General features: G+C 60.3%; 17 protein-coding genes. 7 read left to right on the forward strand and 10 right to left on the reverse strand.

What is annotated here, in order from left to right; genetic code table 11:
- The first annotated feature begins 83 nt into the window (after window positions 1-83).
- From recQ to ACZ9H3_RS21770, 3 genes are all read left to right on the forward strand, one after another.
- Window positions 84-2,216: a DNA helicase RecQ gene (gene recQ / locus ACZ9H3_RS21760; protein WP_330523525.1), complete on the forward strand. Its 2,133-nt coding sequence runs from the start codon at window positions 84-86 to the stop codon at window positions 2,214-2,216.
- Window positions 2,217-2,336: 120 nt separating this feature from the next.
- Complete coding sequence (locus ACZ9H3_RS21765; protein ID WP_065760890.1) at window positions 2,337-2,771, forward strand: MarR family transcriptional regulator; 435 nt, start codon at window positions 2,337-2,339, stop codon at window positions 2,769-2,771.
- 25 nt (window positions 2,772-2,796) lie between these two features.
- Window positions 2,797-3,081, forward strand: a complete 285-nt coding sequence (locus ACZ9H3_RS21770) for an Rdx family protein (RefSeq protein ID WP_476222497.1) — start codon at window positions 2,797-2,799, stop codon at window positions 3,079-3,081.
- Here the strand turns inward: ACZ9H3_RS21770 and ACZ9H3_RS21775 are convergent, their stop codons facing one another.
- From ACZ9H3_RS21775 to ACZ9H3_RS21785, 3 genes are all read right to left on the reverse strand, one after another.
- Window positions 3,082-3,969: a DMT family transporter gene (locus tag ACZ9H3_RS21775; protein WP_476222499.1), complete on the reverse strand. Its 888-nt coding sequence runs from the start codon at window positions 3,967-3,969 to the stop codon at window positions 3,082-3,084.
- Window positions 3,970-4,048: 79 nt separating this feature from the next.
- The gene (locus ACZ9H3_RS21780; RefSeq protein WP_099773864.1) at window positions 4,049-4,813 is read right to left on the reverse strand and encodes a helix-turn-helix transcriptional regulator; all 765 of its coding nucleotides are present in this window, start codon (window positions 4,811-4,813) and stop codon (window positions 4,049-4,051) included.
- Window positions 4,814-4,906: 93 nt separating this feature from the next.
- The gene (locus ACZ9H3_RS21785) at window positions 4,907-5,218 is read right to left on the reverse strand and encodes an Mpo1-like protein (protein WP_409279262.1); all 312 of its coding nucleotides are present in this window, start codon (window positions 5,216-5,218) and stop codon (window positions 4,907-4,909) included.
- Between the two features lie 160 nt (window positions 5,219-5,378).
- Here ACZ9H3_RS21785 and ACZ9H3_RS21790 point away from each other — a divergent pair, with 160 nt between their 5' ends.
- On the forward strand, window positions 5,379-6,401 hold the full coding sequence (locus ACZ9H3_RS21790; RefSeq protein WP_099773865.1) for an AraC family transcriptional regulator: 1,023 nt from the start codon (window positions 5,379-5,381) through the stop codon (window positions 6,399-6,401).
- Window positions 6,402-6,405: 4 nt separating this feature from the next.
- Here ACZ9H3_RS21790 and ACZ9H3_RS21795 read toward each other — a convergent pair whose 3' ends face one another.
- On the reverse strand, window positions 6,406-7,860 hold the full coding sequence (locus tag ACZ9H3_RS21795) for a TrkH family potassium uptake protein (RefSeq protein ID WP_454240989.1): 1,455 nt from the start codon (window positions 7,858-7,860) through the stop codon (window positions 6,406-6,408).
- A 100-nt stretch (window positions 7,861-7,960) separates the two neighbouring features.
- On the opposite strand from ACZ9H3_RS21795, the gene ACZ9H3_RS21800 reads away from it, so the two are divergent.
- Complete coding sequence (locus tag ACZ9H3_RS21800; RefSeq protein ID WP_476222503.1) at window positions 7,961-8,524, forward strand: nitroreductase family protein; 564 nt, start codon at window positions 7,961-7,963, stop codon at window positions 8,522-8,524.
- A 31-nt stretch (window positions 8,525-8,555) separates the two neighbouring features.
- Here the strand turns inward: ACZ9H3_RS21800 and ACZ9H3_RS21805 are convergent, their stop codons facing one another.
- The 6 genes from ACZ9H3_RS21805 to ACZ9H3_RS21830 all read right to left on the reverse strand — a co-directional run bounded on the left by ACZ9H3_RS21805 (window position 8,556) and on the right by ACZ9H3_RS21830 (window position 12,592).
- Window positions 8,556-9,887 (reverse strand): sensor histidine kinase, encoded by a 1,332-nt coding sequence (locus tag ACZ9H3_RS21805; protein ID WP_330523530.1) that lies wholly within the window; start codon window positions 9,885-9,887, stop codon window positions 8,556-8,558.
- A 63-nt stretch (window positions 9,888-9,950) separates the two neighbouring features.
- Window positions 9,951-10,364, reverse strand: a complete 414-nt coding sequence (locus ACZ9H3_RS21810) for a Spy/CpxP family protein refolding chaperone (protein ID WP_065760898.1) — start codon at window positions 10,362-10,364, stop codon at window positions 9,951-9,953.
- A 120-nt stretch (window positions 10,365-10,484) separates the two neighbouring features.
- On the reverse strand, window positions 10,485-11,162 hold the full coding sequence (locus ACZ9H3_RS21815; protein WP_065760899.1) for a response regulator transcription factor: 678 nt from the start codon (window positions 11,160-11,162) through the stop codon (window positions 10,485-10,487).
- Window positions 11,163-11,169: 7 nt separating this feature from the next.
- The gene (locus tag ACZ9H3_RS21820) at window positions 11,170-11,571 is read right to left on the reverse strand and encodes an SH3 domain-containing protein (RefSeq protein ID WP_102053098.1); all 402 of its coding nucleotides are present in this window, start codon (window positions 11,569-11,571) and stop codon (window positions 11,170-11,172) included.
- A 123-nt stretch (window positions 11,572-11,694) separates the two neighbouring features.
- Entirely contained in the window at window positions 11,695-11,994 is a 300-nt protein-coding gene (locus ACZ9H3_RS21825) for a YciI family protein (protein WP_102053097.1), read from the reverse strand.
- 1 nt (window position 11,995) lies between these two features.
- A complete protein-coding gene (locus tag ACZ9H3_RS21830; protein WP_330523531.1) occupies window positions 11,996-12,592 on the reverse strand; it encodes a septation protein A in 597 nt (198 codons plus the stop codon).
- A gap of 66 nt (window positions 12,593-12,658) precedes the next feature.
- Between ACZ9H3_RS21830 and ACZ9H3_RS21835 the strand changes: the two genes are divergently transcribed.
- Window positions 12,659-13,522 carry a PHP domain-containing protein gene (locus tag ACZ9H3_RS21835; protein ID WP_102053095.1) on the forward strand — a complete coding sequence of 288 codons (864 nt, stop codon included), beginning with the start codon at window positions 12,659-12,661 and terminating at the stop codon, window positions 13,520-13,522.
- A gap of 13 nt (window positions 13,523-13,535) precedes the next feature.
- Window positions 13,536-14,165: an L-threonylcarbamoyladenylate synthase gene (locus ACZ9H3_RS21840; protein ID WP_099773872.1), complete on the forward strand. Its 630-nt coding sequence runs from the start codon at window positions 13,536-13,538 to the stop codon at window positions 14,163-14,165.
- Window positions 14,166-14,203: the final 38 nt, after the last annotated feature.

Raw genomic sequence — 14,203 nt, forward strand, 5'->3', positions numbered from 1 at the left:
GCCGCTTACGCATTTTCGGATGAGGCGGATCGGTTTTTCATCCAGCCTGTGGCGAGGATGGTTCTGCGATTTTTGGAGTTTCTATGCTCGAACAGGCTCAGCGCGTCCTCAAGGATATCTTCGGCTACGACAGTTTCCGTGGTCGCCAGGGTGCGATCATCGAATGTGTGGCCAAGGGCGGGGACGCCTTGGTGCTGATGCCTACCGGCGGTGGCAAGTCGCTCTGCTATCAGGTGCCAGGGTTGCTGCGCAATGGTCTGGCGGTGATTGTCTCGCCCCTGATTGCCCTGATGGAAGACCAGGTTGCAACCCTCGATGAGCTGGGGGTGGCGGCTGCCTCGCTGAACTCGACCCTGAGTGCCGAGCAGCAGCGCGAGCTGGCCGGGAAGATCCGGCGCGGCGAAATCAAGATGCTCTACCTGGCGCCTGAGCGTCTGGTTCAGCCGCGTATGCTGGATTTCCTGCGCGACCTGGAGATTGCGCTGTTCGCGATTGACGAGGCGCACTGCGTATCGCAATGGGGCCACGATTTCCGTCCGGAGTACCTGCAACTGGGGCAGTTGGCCGAACTGTTTCCGCACGTGCCGCGTATTGCCCTGACGGCCACGGCCGACATGCGTACCCGCGAGGAAATCGTTACCCGTCTGCATTTGCAGAATGCCGAGCGCTTTCTGTCGAGTTTCGATCGGCCGAACATTTTCTATCGCATAGTGCCCAAGGAGCAGCCACGCAAGCAGTTGATGGCGTTCCTTGGCGAGCGCCGTGGCAACGCCGGTATTGTCTACTGCCTGTCGCGAAAGAAAGTCGACGATGTTGCAGCCTTCCTCTGTGATCAGGGCTTCCCGGCCTTGCCCTACCATGCCGGTCTTCCCGCTGAAACCCGTGCCAGCAACCAGCGGCGCTTCCTCAACGAGGAGGGCCTGATCATGGTCGCGACCATTGCGTTCGGCATGGGTATCGACAAGCCCAACGTGCGTTTTGTCGCTCACCTCGACTTGCCCAAGTCACTGGAGGCCTACTATCAGGAAACCGGTCGCGCCGGCCGTGACGGGCTGCCCGCCGATGCCTGGATGGCCTACGGCCTGCAGGACATGGTGATGCTCAAGCAGATGCTGCAAAACTCCGAGGGTGATGAGCGCCACAAGCGCATCGAGCAGCACAAGCTCGACGCCATGCTGGCCTTGTGCGAGGAAACCCGCTGTCGGCGTCAGATATTGCTGAACTACTTCGACGAAGAACTTCAGCAGCCATGTGGTCATTGTGACAACTGCGTTGACAGCGTACAGACCTGGGACGCGACCGAGCCGGCACGCCAGGCCCTTTCGGCCATCTACCGTACGGGGCAGCGCTATGGTGTTGGCCATTTGATCGACGTATTGCTCGGTCGTGATAACGAAAAAGTGCGTAGTTTTGGCCATCAACAGTTGTCGGTATTTGGCGTCGGCAAGGCGCGCCAGGAAGGGGAGTGGCGCTCGCTGTTCCGTCAACTGGTTGCCCGAGGCCTGGCTGATATCGACCTTGAAGGGTATGGCGGCCTGCGCCTTTCCGACAGTTGCCGCCCGTTACTGCGTGGCGAGGTCAACCTGGAGCTGCGTCGAGATCTCAAACCGCAGACCAGCAAAGGCACTGGCAGCTCCGGCAGCCCGGCGAGCCAGTTGGTGCGTGGTGAAGAGCGCGAGCAATGGGAGGCCCTGCGTGCGCTGCGGCGCAAGTTGGCCGAGGAGCATGGCGTACCGCCTTACGTGATCTTCCCCGACTCGACGTTGCTCGAAATGCTGCGCAGCCAACCGAGCAGCCTGAGCGAAATGGCCCGGGTCAGTGGTGTCGGTGCGCGTAAGCTGGAGCGCTATGGTCAGGCTTTCCTTGAGGTGCTTGGTGGCGAGGCTGAAACGCCCAGGGTTGTGGTCGATCTGCGTCACGAGTTGGTAACCCTGGCCCGTGCCGGCATGACACCGATCCAGATCGCCGGCCAACTGCAATGCAGTGAAAAAAACGTCTACAGCCTGCTGGCCGAAGCCATTGGTCGTCAGGAACTGTCACTGGAGCAGGCGCTGGACTTGCCGGAAGACCTGTTGCTTGAGCTTCAGGACGCGTTCCTTGATGGCGAGGGGGAGTTGCCGCCAGTTTCGGCGATTGCCGGGCAGTTCGGGGCGCGGGTGCCCGAAGGGGTGTTGTACTGCGTTCGGGCTGCCCTGGCCGCTGAATTTGAGATGTAAAACACCGCTAGTGTCATCATTTATAACGATTGTTGGACAAAATGCCTGGTGTCAGAGCCTTGCCTAAGGGGCTCGGTCATGGTTAGCTGACTAATAATTGTTTTTGATGATGAGTGTGTTATGCCGTTGACCGATCACCACCGCTTTGGGATGCAGCTGGCGCAGATGTCCCGTGGCTGGCGCGCCGAACTGGATCGCCGCTTGGCCGGATTGAACCTTTCGCAAGCGCGTTGGCTGGTGCTGCTGCACCTGGCCCGTTTCGAAGAGGCACCAACTCAACGCGAACTTGCGCAGAGTGTTGGCGTCGAGGGACCGACCCTGGCCCGTTTGCTCGATAGCCTGGAGGCCCAGGGCCTGGTGCGTCGTCAGGCAGTCCTGGAGGATCGCCGGGCGAAGAAAATTTTGCTCTGCCCTCCCGCCAAACCTCTGATCGAACAGATCGAAACCATCGCCAATGCCTTGCGTGCCGAGCTGTTCACGGGGGTCGATGAAGAGGAGTTGAGCATCTGCATGCGTGTGCATGCACGCATTCTGGCAAACCTGGAGAAGTCCTAGTCATCGGTCAGGAGACAGTACCCGCATGACCCTGCACAAGCCTGAAATCGTCATCACCTATTGCACTCAGTGCCAGTGGCTGCTTCGTGCTGCCTGGCTGGCTCAGGAACTGCTCAGTACCTTCAGCGATGACCTGTCGCGGGTGGCGCTTGAGCCGGCCACGGGAGGCGCCTTTCGCATCACCTGCGACGGTGTGCAGATCTGGGAGCGCAAGGCCGATGGCGGTTTCCCTGAGGCCAAAGTGCTCAAGCAGCGTGTACGCGACCAGATCGATCCGCAGCGCGACCTGGGGCACAGTGACCGGCCTTGATCAGGCGCTCTCGGCGGCCTTGAGCTTCTTGCCTTGGCGGCCTGTGGCCATGCGACTGGATACGACAATGGCGAGAATGATCAGCACACCGCCCATGAGCATGCGCGGTGTGGGCGTCTCTGCGAAAATCATCCAGGCCATGGCAATGCCGTAGACCGGCTCCATGGCAAAGACCACCGCCGCAGTGCGAGCCTTGATGACCGCGAGGCTGGCGACGAACAGGCTGTGGGCAACGCCTGTGCAGAACACCCCGAGCAGGCCAATCCACAGCCAGTCCAGTGCAGGTACCGCGCTGATTTCCGGTGCCGCCAGAGGCAGCAGGCACAGGGCGACCACGGCGTTTTGACAGAGGGCAGCCTGGACTGCCGGGACGCGTCCGGAATTGGCGCGATTGATCAGCGACAGCAATGAAAACAGCAGCCCGGAAAGTAACGCCCACAGCAGGCCGCCGGTGGCTTCGCTGGCAAGGTTGAAGTCGGGGGTGACCAGAATCAGGCCAAGGCTGACCAGCGCTACCAAAAGTACCTCGTTGCCACGGATGCGTTCGCGAAACAGCAGGCCTTCAAGGATGATGGTAAAGGCCGGAAAGCTGGCAAAGCCCAGGGTGGCGATCGAGACGCCGGCGACCTTTACGGCAATGAAGAAGCTGACCCAGTGCCCCGCCAGCAGTACTCCGCCGAGTGTGAGCCGTTGCCAGTCCTGATTCCGCAAGCGGATCCAGCCTTGCCCGGCGAGGGCTGTGAACGCAGCCAGTGCCGCTACCGCGAACACCGCTCGGCCAAAGACGATGATCGACGGTGCGGCGCTGGCAAGCTTGCCAAACACGCCAGTCAGGCCGAAAAACAGCGCGCCAATATGCAAGGCGCCCAGGGCGGTGCGGTGATTCATGGAGGTCCTTGTTGTTTGAGTGAGGCAGCCTGCTCAGTGTAAAAGTCGGTTGTGCTGCCTGTCTGTCGCGATCCTCGCGTCAGTTGTCGCCGGGCTCTCGGCGCAATGCGCCAGGCGTGCAACCAAATACCTTGAGTACGGCGGCAGCGAATGCGCTTTGCGAACTGTAACCAACGCGACAGGCAATCTCACCGATAGGCAGCGTTGTGCTTCTCAGTAGATGGCGAGCCTTTATCAGGCGGCGCTGGCGAATATAGTCCATCGGGGTCATGGCGCACTCGGCCATGAATCGTGCGTGCAGTCGCGCACTGGACAACCCGGCGAGCCTTGCCAAGTCGGCTACCTGCAGCGGGTAGGCAGCATACTGCTCAATGTGGGCATCGAAGGCTGCGTAGGGCAGCAGGCGCTCAGGCACATGCGTTGTTGCGGCGTCACTGAGGCTGGCCAATAGCAAGACAGCACCCTGCTGGGCAATCACCGGGTCGTTCACTGGGCTTGCTGCCAGCCAGTCGACCAGTTGCTGCTGGCGGTTGTTCAGGTTGATTGCGCCGGGGTGATCCAGCAGGCGTTGGCTAGCTTCGGCGTGCTCGCCAAGGCGTTTCCCCAGCCATTGACCCACCGGTACATCCAGTACAAGGCAGTGACTGCCCTGGGGGCTGCCACAGGTGTGATGTGCGCCAGAGGGCACCACCATTAACCCCTGACGCTCGATTTGCCCTGCGTGTCCCTCGACTTCGAAGTCCAGGCGGCCGCGCAGACCGAACACCAGTTGTGGGTGCTCATGGCTGTGGGCAATCAGGTCATGACTGTAGTGACGCAGCGTAAATATCGAGCCGGCGCTCATCGATGCTTCCTCGAAGTGCAGCAGCGTAGTTTACATCTCTTGGTGGCTGGCACGCTTTTCAGCAGCACAATCGAGTTTGCCGGGAACACCGGGCTAGAAAGTGATCTTGCCACGCAGCATGTCGCGGTACATCGCGAAATCGCCAATCAAGCTGTAGAGCGGATGGCTGAACGTGGCCGGACGGTTTTTTTCAAAAAAGAAATGCCCGACCCATGCGAATCCGTAACCTGCAACAGGTAGCGTCAGCAGCAGCGCCCAGTTGCCAGTGGCCACCGTGTAGGCTGCCAGCGCGATGACCAGGCTGGTGCCGATAAAGTGCAGGCGGCGACAGACAGTGTTGCTATGCTCCCCCAGATAGTAGGGGTAGAACTCGGCAAAACTGCTGAAATGCTGAGGGCTGTTCACGATAACGCTTCCTTGGTTTATCGGATATGGCCACGGTACACGACGTGGAGCCTGAATTGAGTCTAGAGTCATTAGCTACATCAGCCAGTGACAATAGGCGCCGTTTTAGTATCCTTCTGGTTCACCGCATCGCGGTATGTGAACTTAAAAGAAGCCAGCCATGAGCGTAAGAACCACTTCAGCAAGCTGGGCAACGGGAATCGTCAAGGCACTTGAGTTGGAAGGGCTCGATTGTCGTGCCATGTTTGCCCAGCTTGGTCTGGATTTTGCGGCGTTGGATGACCCCGACGCGCGCTTTCCACAGGACTCCATGACCCGCCTTTGGCAGTTGGCAGTGGAGCTGTCCGGCAATCAGGCGATTGGCCTGAACCTGGCCCGTGTGGTGCGCCCGGCTTCCTTTCACGTCGTCGGCTATGCGTTGATGTCCAGTCGAACCCTGGCGGAGGGGTTCGAGCGTCTGGTGCGTTATCAACGAATCATTGCTGAAAGCTCCGATCTGGCGTTTCGCCTGGAGCCTGAGGGTTATGCATTGGTGCTGACGGTGCATGGCGATCACCTGCCGCCGACCCGGCATAGCGCCGAAGCCTCGTTGGCGTGTGCCTTGTCGCTGTCCAGTTGGCTCAGCGGTCGTCCTATCCAGTTGCGGCGGGTGTTGATCCATGGTCCGGAGCCTGTCGATCAGGAGCCCTATCGCCAGGCCTTCCAGGCCCCGCTGGTGTTTGGTGCCGAGCACAATGCGTTGATTTTCGAGCGCAAAGACATGGAAGCGCCATTGCCCACCGCCAACGAGGCCATGGCTGCCTTGCATGATCGTTTCGCGGGTGAGTACCTGGCGCGGTTTTCCGAGAGCCGCGTAACGCATCGGGCCCGTCAGGTGCTATGCAGGATGTTGCCTCAGGGCGAGCCGAAACGGGAGATGGTTGCCCAGGCGCTTCACCTGTCCCAGCGCACCTTGCAGCGACGATTGCAGGAAGAAGGCACCAGCTTCCAGGCCTTGCTCGATGACACCCGCCGTGAGTTGGCTGAGCAGTACCTCGCCCAGCCGGGCATGACGTTGCTAGAAGCGGCCTATCTGCTGGGGTTTGCTGACCCGAGCAACTTTTTTCGGGCTTTCCGCCGCTGGTTTGATGAGACGCCCGGAGAGTATCGGGCCCGCCTGAGTGGGTGTGTGCCGAGCGCTTAGCGGGTCAATGACGCCAGAACGCTGGCATGCACAGCACCAGCACCGTGATGATTTCCAGGCGGCCGAGCAGCATGCCGCCCGCCAGAATCCATTTCGCCGCATCCGGAAGGCTGGAGAAGTTGCCGGAAGGGCCGATGGTCTCGCCCAGTCCCGGCCCAACGCCTGAAACGGTGGCTGCTGCACCGGTCAGAGCGGTCATCCACTCTACGCCCAGCAACGACAAGGCCAAGGCAATGACACAGATCGTGGTGGCGAAGAAGAACGAAAAGGTCAGAATCGAGCGCACGATCTCTTCGTCGAGACGATGCCCGTTGTACTTCTGTTTGATCACCGCGCGGGGGTGGATCAGTTGATTCAGGTTGGCCTTGAGCAGGGTATAGGCGACCTGAAAGCGGAAGATCTTGATCCCGCCAGCGGTCGAACCTGAGCAGCCGCCGATAAAGCCGAGGTAGAAAAACAGCATCAGCGAGAAGTTGCCCCAGAGGCTGTAGTCGCCCAAGGCAAAACCGGTGGTGGTCACCACGGATGTCACGTTCAGCGCTACATGGCGCAGGGCTTCGAGCCAGTGGAGACTGGTCGTGGCCCAGTACCAGGTGCCCAGTACCGCCCAGGTGACCAGCAACAAGCCGAGCAACCCGCGAACCTGATGATCTCTGAACAGTGCCTTGCGGTTGCCGCGCAGCGTTGCGACATACAGGGTGAAGGGCAGGCTGCCGAGGATCATCACCACCACGGCAACCCAATGCACGGCGGGTATGTCCCACTTGGCAAGAGACTGGTCGGAGGTGGAGAAACCTCCGGTGGAAATGGCCGACATGGCGTGGTTGATGGCGTCGAACGGGTTCATGCCGGCGAGCCAGAACGCCAGGGCGCCGAGGGTGGTGAAACCGACGTAAACCATGACAATCGACTTGGCGACCATGTGTGAGCGCGGCATGACCTTTTCCGAGCGGTCCGACGACTCGGTCTGGAACAGGCGCATACCACCGATACGCAGCAACGGGAGAATCGCCACAGCCATTGCGATGAAGCCGATACCGCCAAGCCAGTGCAACAGCGAGCGCCAGATCAAAATGCCTGGCGACATGGTGTCCAGGCCGCTGAGTACGGTGGCACCGGTGGCAGTGATGCCCGACATGCTTTCGAAAAATGCGTCGGTGTAGCTGATGTGCTGGGTCAGCAGAAAGGGCAATGCAGCAAAGATACACACCACCAGCCAACTGCTGACGGTAAGCAGATACATGTCCCGTGGGCGCAGTTGCACGTGCTCCGGGCGTCCGGGAACGACTAGTGCCAGGCCGGCCAGAAAGGTGATCAGGCTGGCCCAGAGGAATGAGGTCAGGTCGCCGGTGCGCTCGAAAAGCACCAGGGTGGCCATGGGCACGACCATGCTGATTGCCAGAGTAATCAGGAAGATGCCGATAATGAAACCAATGATCCTTAAGGTCGGCAACGCCATGTGATCTGCTCTGACTCGATGCGGAAAGGCGCCATTCTACCTATGGACCTTTTTATGTAAACGCTAGAATAGCCTCACATTTAATTACAGGGGGTAGCCGATGGAGGCTCTCGACGCATTGCTCAACCGTGTTTCCGTTCCACGCCTGGTGGAGCCGGCACCGAATGCTGCACAGCGTGAGGCGCTGTTTCAGGCAGCCTTGCGTGCCCCCGATCACGGTCAACTGCGGCCATGGCGATTTCTCACCGTCGAAGGCGCGGCTCGCGAACAACTGGGGCAGCTGTTGGTCGAGGCGACCGAGCTCAAGGGTGATGCGACCCCGGCGACGCTGGACAAAGCCCGTGCCATGCCCTTGCGGGCGCCACTGCTGATCGTGGTCATTGCCCGTTTGCAGGACCACTTCAAGGTGCCCAAGTCGGAGCAACGCCTGGCCGCAGGATGCGCGGCGTACGGTATTCTGTTGGCGGCTTATGCTCAGGGGATTGGCGCGGTGTGGCGTACCGGTGATCTGTCCTACAGCGCCCATGTGGCCAAGGGGCTGGGCTTGGCCGAAGGGGAGGAGGTTCTTGGCTTCCTGTACCTGGGCACGCCTCAGAACGAACCCCGTACAGCGCCGATACTGGCCACCGAGGACTTCGTCAGCGCCTGGTCGATGCCGAGCTAAGTCGTTCTGTGCTGCCAGTAACCCGATGAGGTTACTGTGCAGCACCTTGCGACGGTAACGTCAGGGTTGCTACAAAGCCGCCTTGCGGATGATTGCCCAGTGTGAGGCTGCCGCCATGACGCTCCACTGCTCGCCGTGCAATGGCCAGCCCCAGGCCATGACCTGCTGCGCTTTGCCCGGGGGCTCGGAAGAATGGTTTACCCAGTTGTTCCAGGTGTTCGCCGGCTACACCGGGGCCATGGTCACGCACGCTGATGACGATCCGTTCACTGTCACCAGTGGCCTTGAGCTCAATAGGCTGCCCGGGTGGGTTGAAGCGTTGGGCATTGCGCAACAGATTGTCCAGCGCACGCTCCAGCAGTGTCGGCCAGCCTTGAAGGGTCAGCCCGGGCTCACTGTCCAGGTGTATGTCCTGCTCTGGTGCATTGAGCAGTGCATCCTTCTGTACGTTCAGCAGCAGCGCCGAGAGGTCAATCGGCTCGGCTTTGGCCTGTTCGGCATCGACACGGGCCAATGCCAGTATTTCACTGATCAGGGCTTCCAGTCGGTCGCATTCACGGGTCAGTCGCGGCCATAGCGCTTCGCGTTGTTCCGGCCCGGCGCGCTCTGCAAGGGCCAGAGCGATGCGCAGGCGTGCCAGTGGCGAGCGCAGTTCGTGCGACACATCACGCAGTAGTTGGCGCTGGCTGCCTATCAGGCTTTGCAGACGTGCGCCCATACGGTTGAAGTCGTTGGCCAGTACGCCAAACTCGTCACGTCGGCTGGCCAGTCGAGCCAGGCTGTTCTGTTGGTAGGTGGTTTGCCCCAGGTCATGTACTGCGCCGCGCAGCCTGCCCAGTGGGCGAGTGATCGACAGGGTCACCAGCAGGCTGAACAGGGTCAGCACGACCAGTGCAATGCCCAATGCGCTCAATGGCCAGAGCAGGCTTTCGCGGTGCCAGGCGTCGAGCTCAGGGTGGGGGATTCGGTAGATCAGCAGGTAGGTGTCGCCCGTGTCGGGGCTGGTGTACTCCTCTGTGAGGCGACGCCAGGGGAGTTGCCGTTCATCATTGTGGCGACGAGCCTCAAAGGCGGCGGCGCGGCGCGGGAAGGTCCCGGGGACGACAGCATCTCCACCGTCGTTCAGCACCTGGACGTCGATGTGATATTGCCGTTTTCGCTGTTCCAGCAGGTCCTGAGCGACTTCCGGGCCGTCCCGTTCATAGCGTTCGGTCCAGTTTTTGGCCAGTGTGTTCAGCCCAGGATGACGGCTGAGAATCCAGGCGTCCTGGTTCAGCATGTGGCCCAACAGGATCGACAGGCCGGCAACCAGCGTGATGGCTAGCCAAAAACTGGCAAGGATGCGCCAGAACAATGAACGCAAAGGAGGCACCTCTAACGGAAAATGCCCGGTGTGCGGTGGCAGACCGGGCAGTTGTGGCACAGCTTACTGGGCCTTGGTGGCTTTTTCAGCTTTCCAGGCTTTGAACTCGTTCCACTCGGCGCGGCGCTCAGCCTCTTTCTTCTTCATTTCGTCGAACTGCTTTTGCTGGTCGGGTTTGAGCAGTGCACGAATGTCAGCCTGGGTTTTGTCTTCCTTGGCCTTCAACTCGTCTTTCATGGCTTTTTGATCGGCTGCCGGGAGTTTCTCCAGGTAGCGCTGGGTGATTTCGTGACGCTCTTTCATTTGTTCGCCCATCAGCTTGCGGACCTGTTGGCGTTGCTCGTGGGTCAGGTCCAGTTGGGCAAAGGGCGCGCCGCCGCGGTGGTGTTCGCCTTGGTGCGGGCCGCCCTCGGGCATGGCCATGGCGACCGTTGGCAGGGTCGCAGCGAGCATCAGGGCGATCAGGGTCTTGCGCATGGTGAGTCTCCTTGTCTGAAGCCGGTAGTGGCCGGATGTGCTCAGTGTAGGGAGATCAAGGTCAGCGGCGGTCAGGCAAGCGTAAAGCTTGGGTAAAGAGTCGTTGGCGTCGGCCTGACATTAGAGGCTGTAGTAATAGCCACGGCTACGCAGTGCGACAATTCGCGGGCGGCCATCCGGGTGTGGGCCCAGCTTTTTGCGCAGGTTGCTGACGTGCATGTCCAGGCTGCGGTCGTAGAGCGTAAGTTTTCGTCCGAGGGCGATCTGTGCAAGCTCCTGTTTTTCCAGCGGCTCGCCGGGCTGACGCAGCAGGGCTTCGAGAATGCGGCTTTCGGAGAGGGTCAGGGTTTGCTCATGTTCGTCGATGCTGATGACACCACGGGCCGGGCTGAAGCTCAGGTCACCGATTTCCAGCTGGCTGGGTGGCGCTGCCGGGTGGCTGCGTCGCAGCACGGCGCGCAGGCGCGCAGTCAGTTCTCGAGGGTCACAGGGTTTGGCGAGGTAGTCGTCGGCGCCCAGCTCCAGGCCGAGAATGCGGTCGAGTGGCTCGCCGCGAGCTGACAGCATCACCACAGGCAGCTCGGCATGTTCGCTGCGCAGTTGCTTGAGCACTTCAAGGCCACTGCCGTCGGGCAGCATCACATCCAGTACCACTGCGGCTGGCGCGTACTCGGCCAAGGCCTTGCGCGCACTCTGGCCATCGTGGCAGGCACGCACCTGAAAGCCTTCCTGGGTCAGCCAACTGCTCAGCAGTTCGCAGAGCTCCTCGTCATCATCGATCAGTAACAGCTCGCTCATGTCTCACTCAATTCAACCATTGCCGGCGCCGTCTGTAGCTGCCGCTGGCAAAGATACCGCAGAGTGCTGCCAAGAGGGCAACTCCACCGCCAATCACGAACCATTGCTGTTGATCGGTCAACAGTTTTATCGGGCTGTTGGTTTGCAGCGCCTTGACCTGAGCCTTCAAACGCTGGTTTTCCTGGCGAAGTTCACTCAGCTGTGAGCTTTCGCGTGTGTTGTCGAGCGTTTGCAGTTGTTGGGTCAGCGCCTGGCGCTGTGCTTCGCTTTCCTTCAAACGCTGTTGCAGCTCGGTGATCTGGCTGCCGGCACTGAGTGACAGCGGGGTGCTGGCAGCGGCCTCTTCGGCCTGAGCAAGCGGGCTCAACAGCAACAGGGACAGCAGCAGGGACAACGGACCTTGACGCATCGGAACTCCTGATTCCACTTGAGTGTTCCAGAGGTTGTCGGCCGTTTAACGAGAATGATGAGCGATTGGCGCTAGAAAGGCATGCTGGCAGGCGGTGCGCTGTTGTGCGCACCGCCTCAGGCATTACGGCAGGACTTGCTTGAACGGCTTGACCACAACCTTGTCATAAACCCCGGCGGCAACGTACGGGTCGGCGTCAGCCCAGGCCTGGGCGGCGCTCAGTGACTCGAACTCAGCGACGATCAGGCTGCCGCTGAAGCCCGCTGCACCGGGATCGTTGCTGTCGATGGCCGGGTGCGGGCCGGCCAGTACGACGCGGCCTTCAGCCTTGAGTTGCTGCAGGCGCTCCAGGTGAGCAGGGCGCGCAGCCAGGCGGATTTCCAGCGAGTTGGCAACGTCACTGGCGATGATGGCGTAGAGCATGTCAGTCCTCGGTTTTCGATGTGGTGGTGTCACTGTCGTGCAGGTGGCGGGACAGGTACACGCCCTGGCCGACCAGGAAGAGTACGGTCATGCCCAGGCTGCCAAACACCTTGAAGTCGACCCAGAAGCTCTGGAACGTGAATGCGACGAAGAGGTTGGCGGCGCCACAGAACAGGAAGAAGAAGATCCAGGCGACGTTTAGGCGGTTCCAGATCGGGGTCGGCAGCGTCAGGGCGTGCCCCATGATACGTTTGATCAGCACGCGATCGCCGACGAAGTGGCTACCGGCAAAGGCCAGCGCAAACAGCCAGTTCACCACTGGCGCTTTCCATTTCAGGAAGGTCTCGCTATGGAAGGCCAGTGTCAGGCCGCCAAATACCAGGCAGGCGACCAGGGTCAGCCATTGGCCTTTTTCCAGCTTGCGCTGACGGATGAGCAACGCGCCATAGACTACCAGCGAGCTGATGATCAGCATCGCTGTAGCACTATAGATACCGCCCAGCTCGAAGGCGTGGCCGGCAATTTCGACGGCACGGGGTTCAAGTTTGTAGACGATGAAGAACAGGATCAGCGGGATGAAATCGATGAATTGTTTCACAGTGGCAGCCAGAAGCAGGATGTGACGGCATAATAACAAACATCAATGACAGCGAAAGCGCCACCTATGAATGTTGATCTGCACTGCCACAGTACGGCCTCCGATGGCGCCTTGTCGCCCACTGCTCTGGTCGCCCGGGCTCATGAACACGGCGTGCGGACATTGGCCCTGACCGACCACGACACCCTTGAAGGGCAAATTGAGGCGCGTACCGCCACGCGTGCGCTGGGCATGCAGTGGGTCAGTGGCGTAGAGCTTTCCTGTACCTGGGGCGGTGCCACCATTCATGTGCTGGGCTATGGGTTTCCACTCGATGCCGCACCGCTGAATGCAGCGGTTGATGCGTTGCATCAGGGGCGCTGGTTACGTGCCGAGGAAATCGACCGACGGTTGGCGGCGAAAGGCATGACCGGGGCGCTGGACGGTGCACGGGACATTCAGAAGGAGCTCGGCGACAGCGGCAATGCCCCGGCTCGACCGCATTTTGCCGAATTTCTGGTGCGTGCCGGCTACGTCAAGGATCGTGGAGAGGCGTTTCGCAAATGGCTCGGGGCTGGCAAGCTGGGCGACGTCAAGCAGCATTGGCCGAGCCTGGAGGACACCGTTGAAACCTTGCGTCAGTCGGACGCCTGGGTGAGTTTGGCGCACCCGCTGCACTATGAATTTACGCGCAGCAAGCGCCGTCGGCTGATTGCCGACTATATTCAAGCAGGCGGGCAAGCGCTGGAAGTGGTGAATGGGATGATGCCAGCTGAACAGGTCGGCACTATGTCCATCCTGGCCCGTGAATTCGGTCTGCTGGCCAGTGCCGGCAGTGATTTCCATGGTCCGGGCGCCTGGTCGGAGATCGGTGTCTACCGGCCATTGCCCGAGGATCTGCCGCCTCTATGGCGCCGATTCAAGCATGAGCAGCCTAACGACGCGGTCTGAACAGGTAGAAAATGTGAGTCAATTTTTCCAGATTCATCCGGAGAATCCGCAGCCGCGCCTGATCAAGCAGGCCGTGGAGATTATCCGAAAGGGGGGGGTGGTGATCTACCCCACCGATTCGGCCTATGCAATGGGTTGCCAGATCGGCGACAAAAATGCCATTGAACGGGTTCGGCATTTGCGCAAGCTGGACAAAAACCACAACTTCACACTGCTGTGTTGTGACATGTCGCAGTTGGGGCTGTATGCCAAGATCGATACCGGTACCTTTCGCTTGCTCAAGGCCCATGTGCCGGGGCCATACACCTTTATCCTCAATGCTACCCGTGAAGTGCCACGGTTATTGATGCATGAAAAGCGCCGTACCATCGGCCTCAGGGTGCCGGATCATCCGATCATGCTGGCGCTGCTTGAAGAGTTGGGTGAGCCCTTGATGAGCGTGAGTCTGATCTTGCCGGGTGATGACGAACCCATGACTGACCCATATGAAATGCGCCAGCGCCTGGAGCACCATGTCGACCTGATCATCGACGGTGGTTTTGGCGGCCTCAAGGCGTCCACAGTCATCAATCTGGCTGAGGGCGAGCCGGAAGTGGTGCGCGTGGGCTGCGGCGACCCTGCCCCTTTTCTGGTCGAAGCGTGAGCCAGGCCGTCATCACCGAGTCTCCGGTCGATCCACAG

Source organism: Pseudomonas sp. TE3910 (assembly GCF_056279025.1).

Coding starts and splice junctions, on each gene's coding strand:
- ACZ9H3_RS21820 (WP_102053098.1), bottom strand. CDS start 11,571: ATGCGTCAAGGTCCGTTGTCCCTGCTGCTGTCCCTGTTGCTGTTGAGC.
- recQ (WP_330523525.1), top strand. CDS start 84: ATGCTCGAACAGGCTCAGCGCGTCCTCAAGGATATCTTCGGCTACGAC.
- ACZ9H3_RS21780 (WP_099773864.1), bottom strand. CDS start 4,813: ATGAGCGCCGGCTCGATATTTACGCTGCGTCACTACAGTCATGACCTG.
- ACZ9H3_RS21790 (WP_099773865.1), top strand. CDS start 5,379: ATGAGCGTAAGAACCACTTCAGCAAGCTGGGCAACGGGAATCGTCAAG.
- ACZ9H3_RS21835 (WP_102053095.1), top strand. CDS start 12,659: ATGAATGTTGATCTGCACTGCCACAGTACGGCCTCCGATGGCGCCTTG.
- ACZ9H3_RS21825 (WP_102053097.1), bottom strand. CDS start 11,994: ATGCTCTACGCCATCATCGCCAGTGACGTTGCCAACTCGCTGGAAATC.
- ACZ9H3_RS21800 (WP_476222503.1), top strand. CDS start 7,961: ATGGAGGCTCTCGACGCATTGCTCAACCGTGTTTCCGTTCCACGCCTG.
- ACZ9H3_RS21795 (WP_454240989.1), bottom strand. CDS start 7,860: ATGGCGTTGCCGACCTTAAGGATCATTGGTTTCATTATCGGCATCTTC.
- ACZ9H3_RS21815 (WP_065760899.1), bottom strand. CDS start 11,162: ATGAGCGAGCTGTTACTGATCGATGATGACGAGGAGCTCTGCGAACTG.
- ACZ9H3_RS21775 (WP_476222499.1), bottom strand. CDS start 3,969: ATGAATCACCGCACCGCCCTGGGCGCCTTGCATATTGGCGCGCTGTTT.
- ACZ9H3_RS21770 (WP_476222497.1), top strand. CDS start 2,797: ATGACCCTGCACAAGCCTGAAATCGTCATCACCTATTGCACTCAGTGC.
- ACZ9H3_RS21810 (WP_065760898.1), bottom strand. CDS start 10,364: ATGCGCAAGACCCTGATCGCCCTGATGCTCGCTGCGACCCTGCCAACG.
- ACZ9H3_RS21765 (WP_065760890.1), top strand. CDS start 2,337: ATGCCGTTGACCGATCACCACCGCTTTGGGATGCAGCTGGCGCAGATG.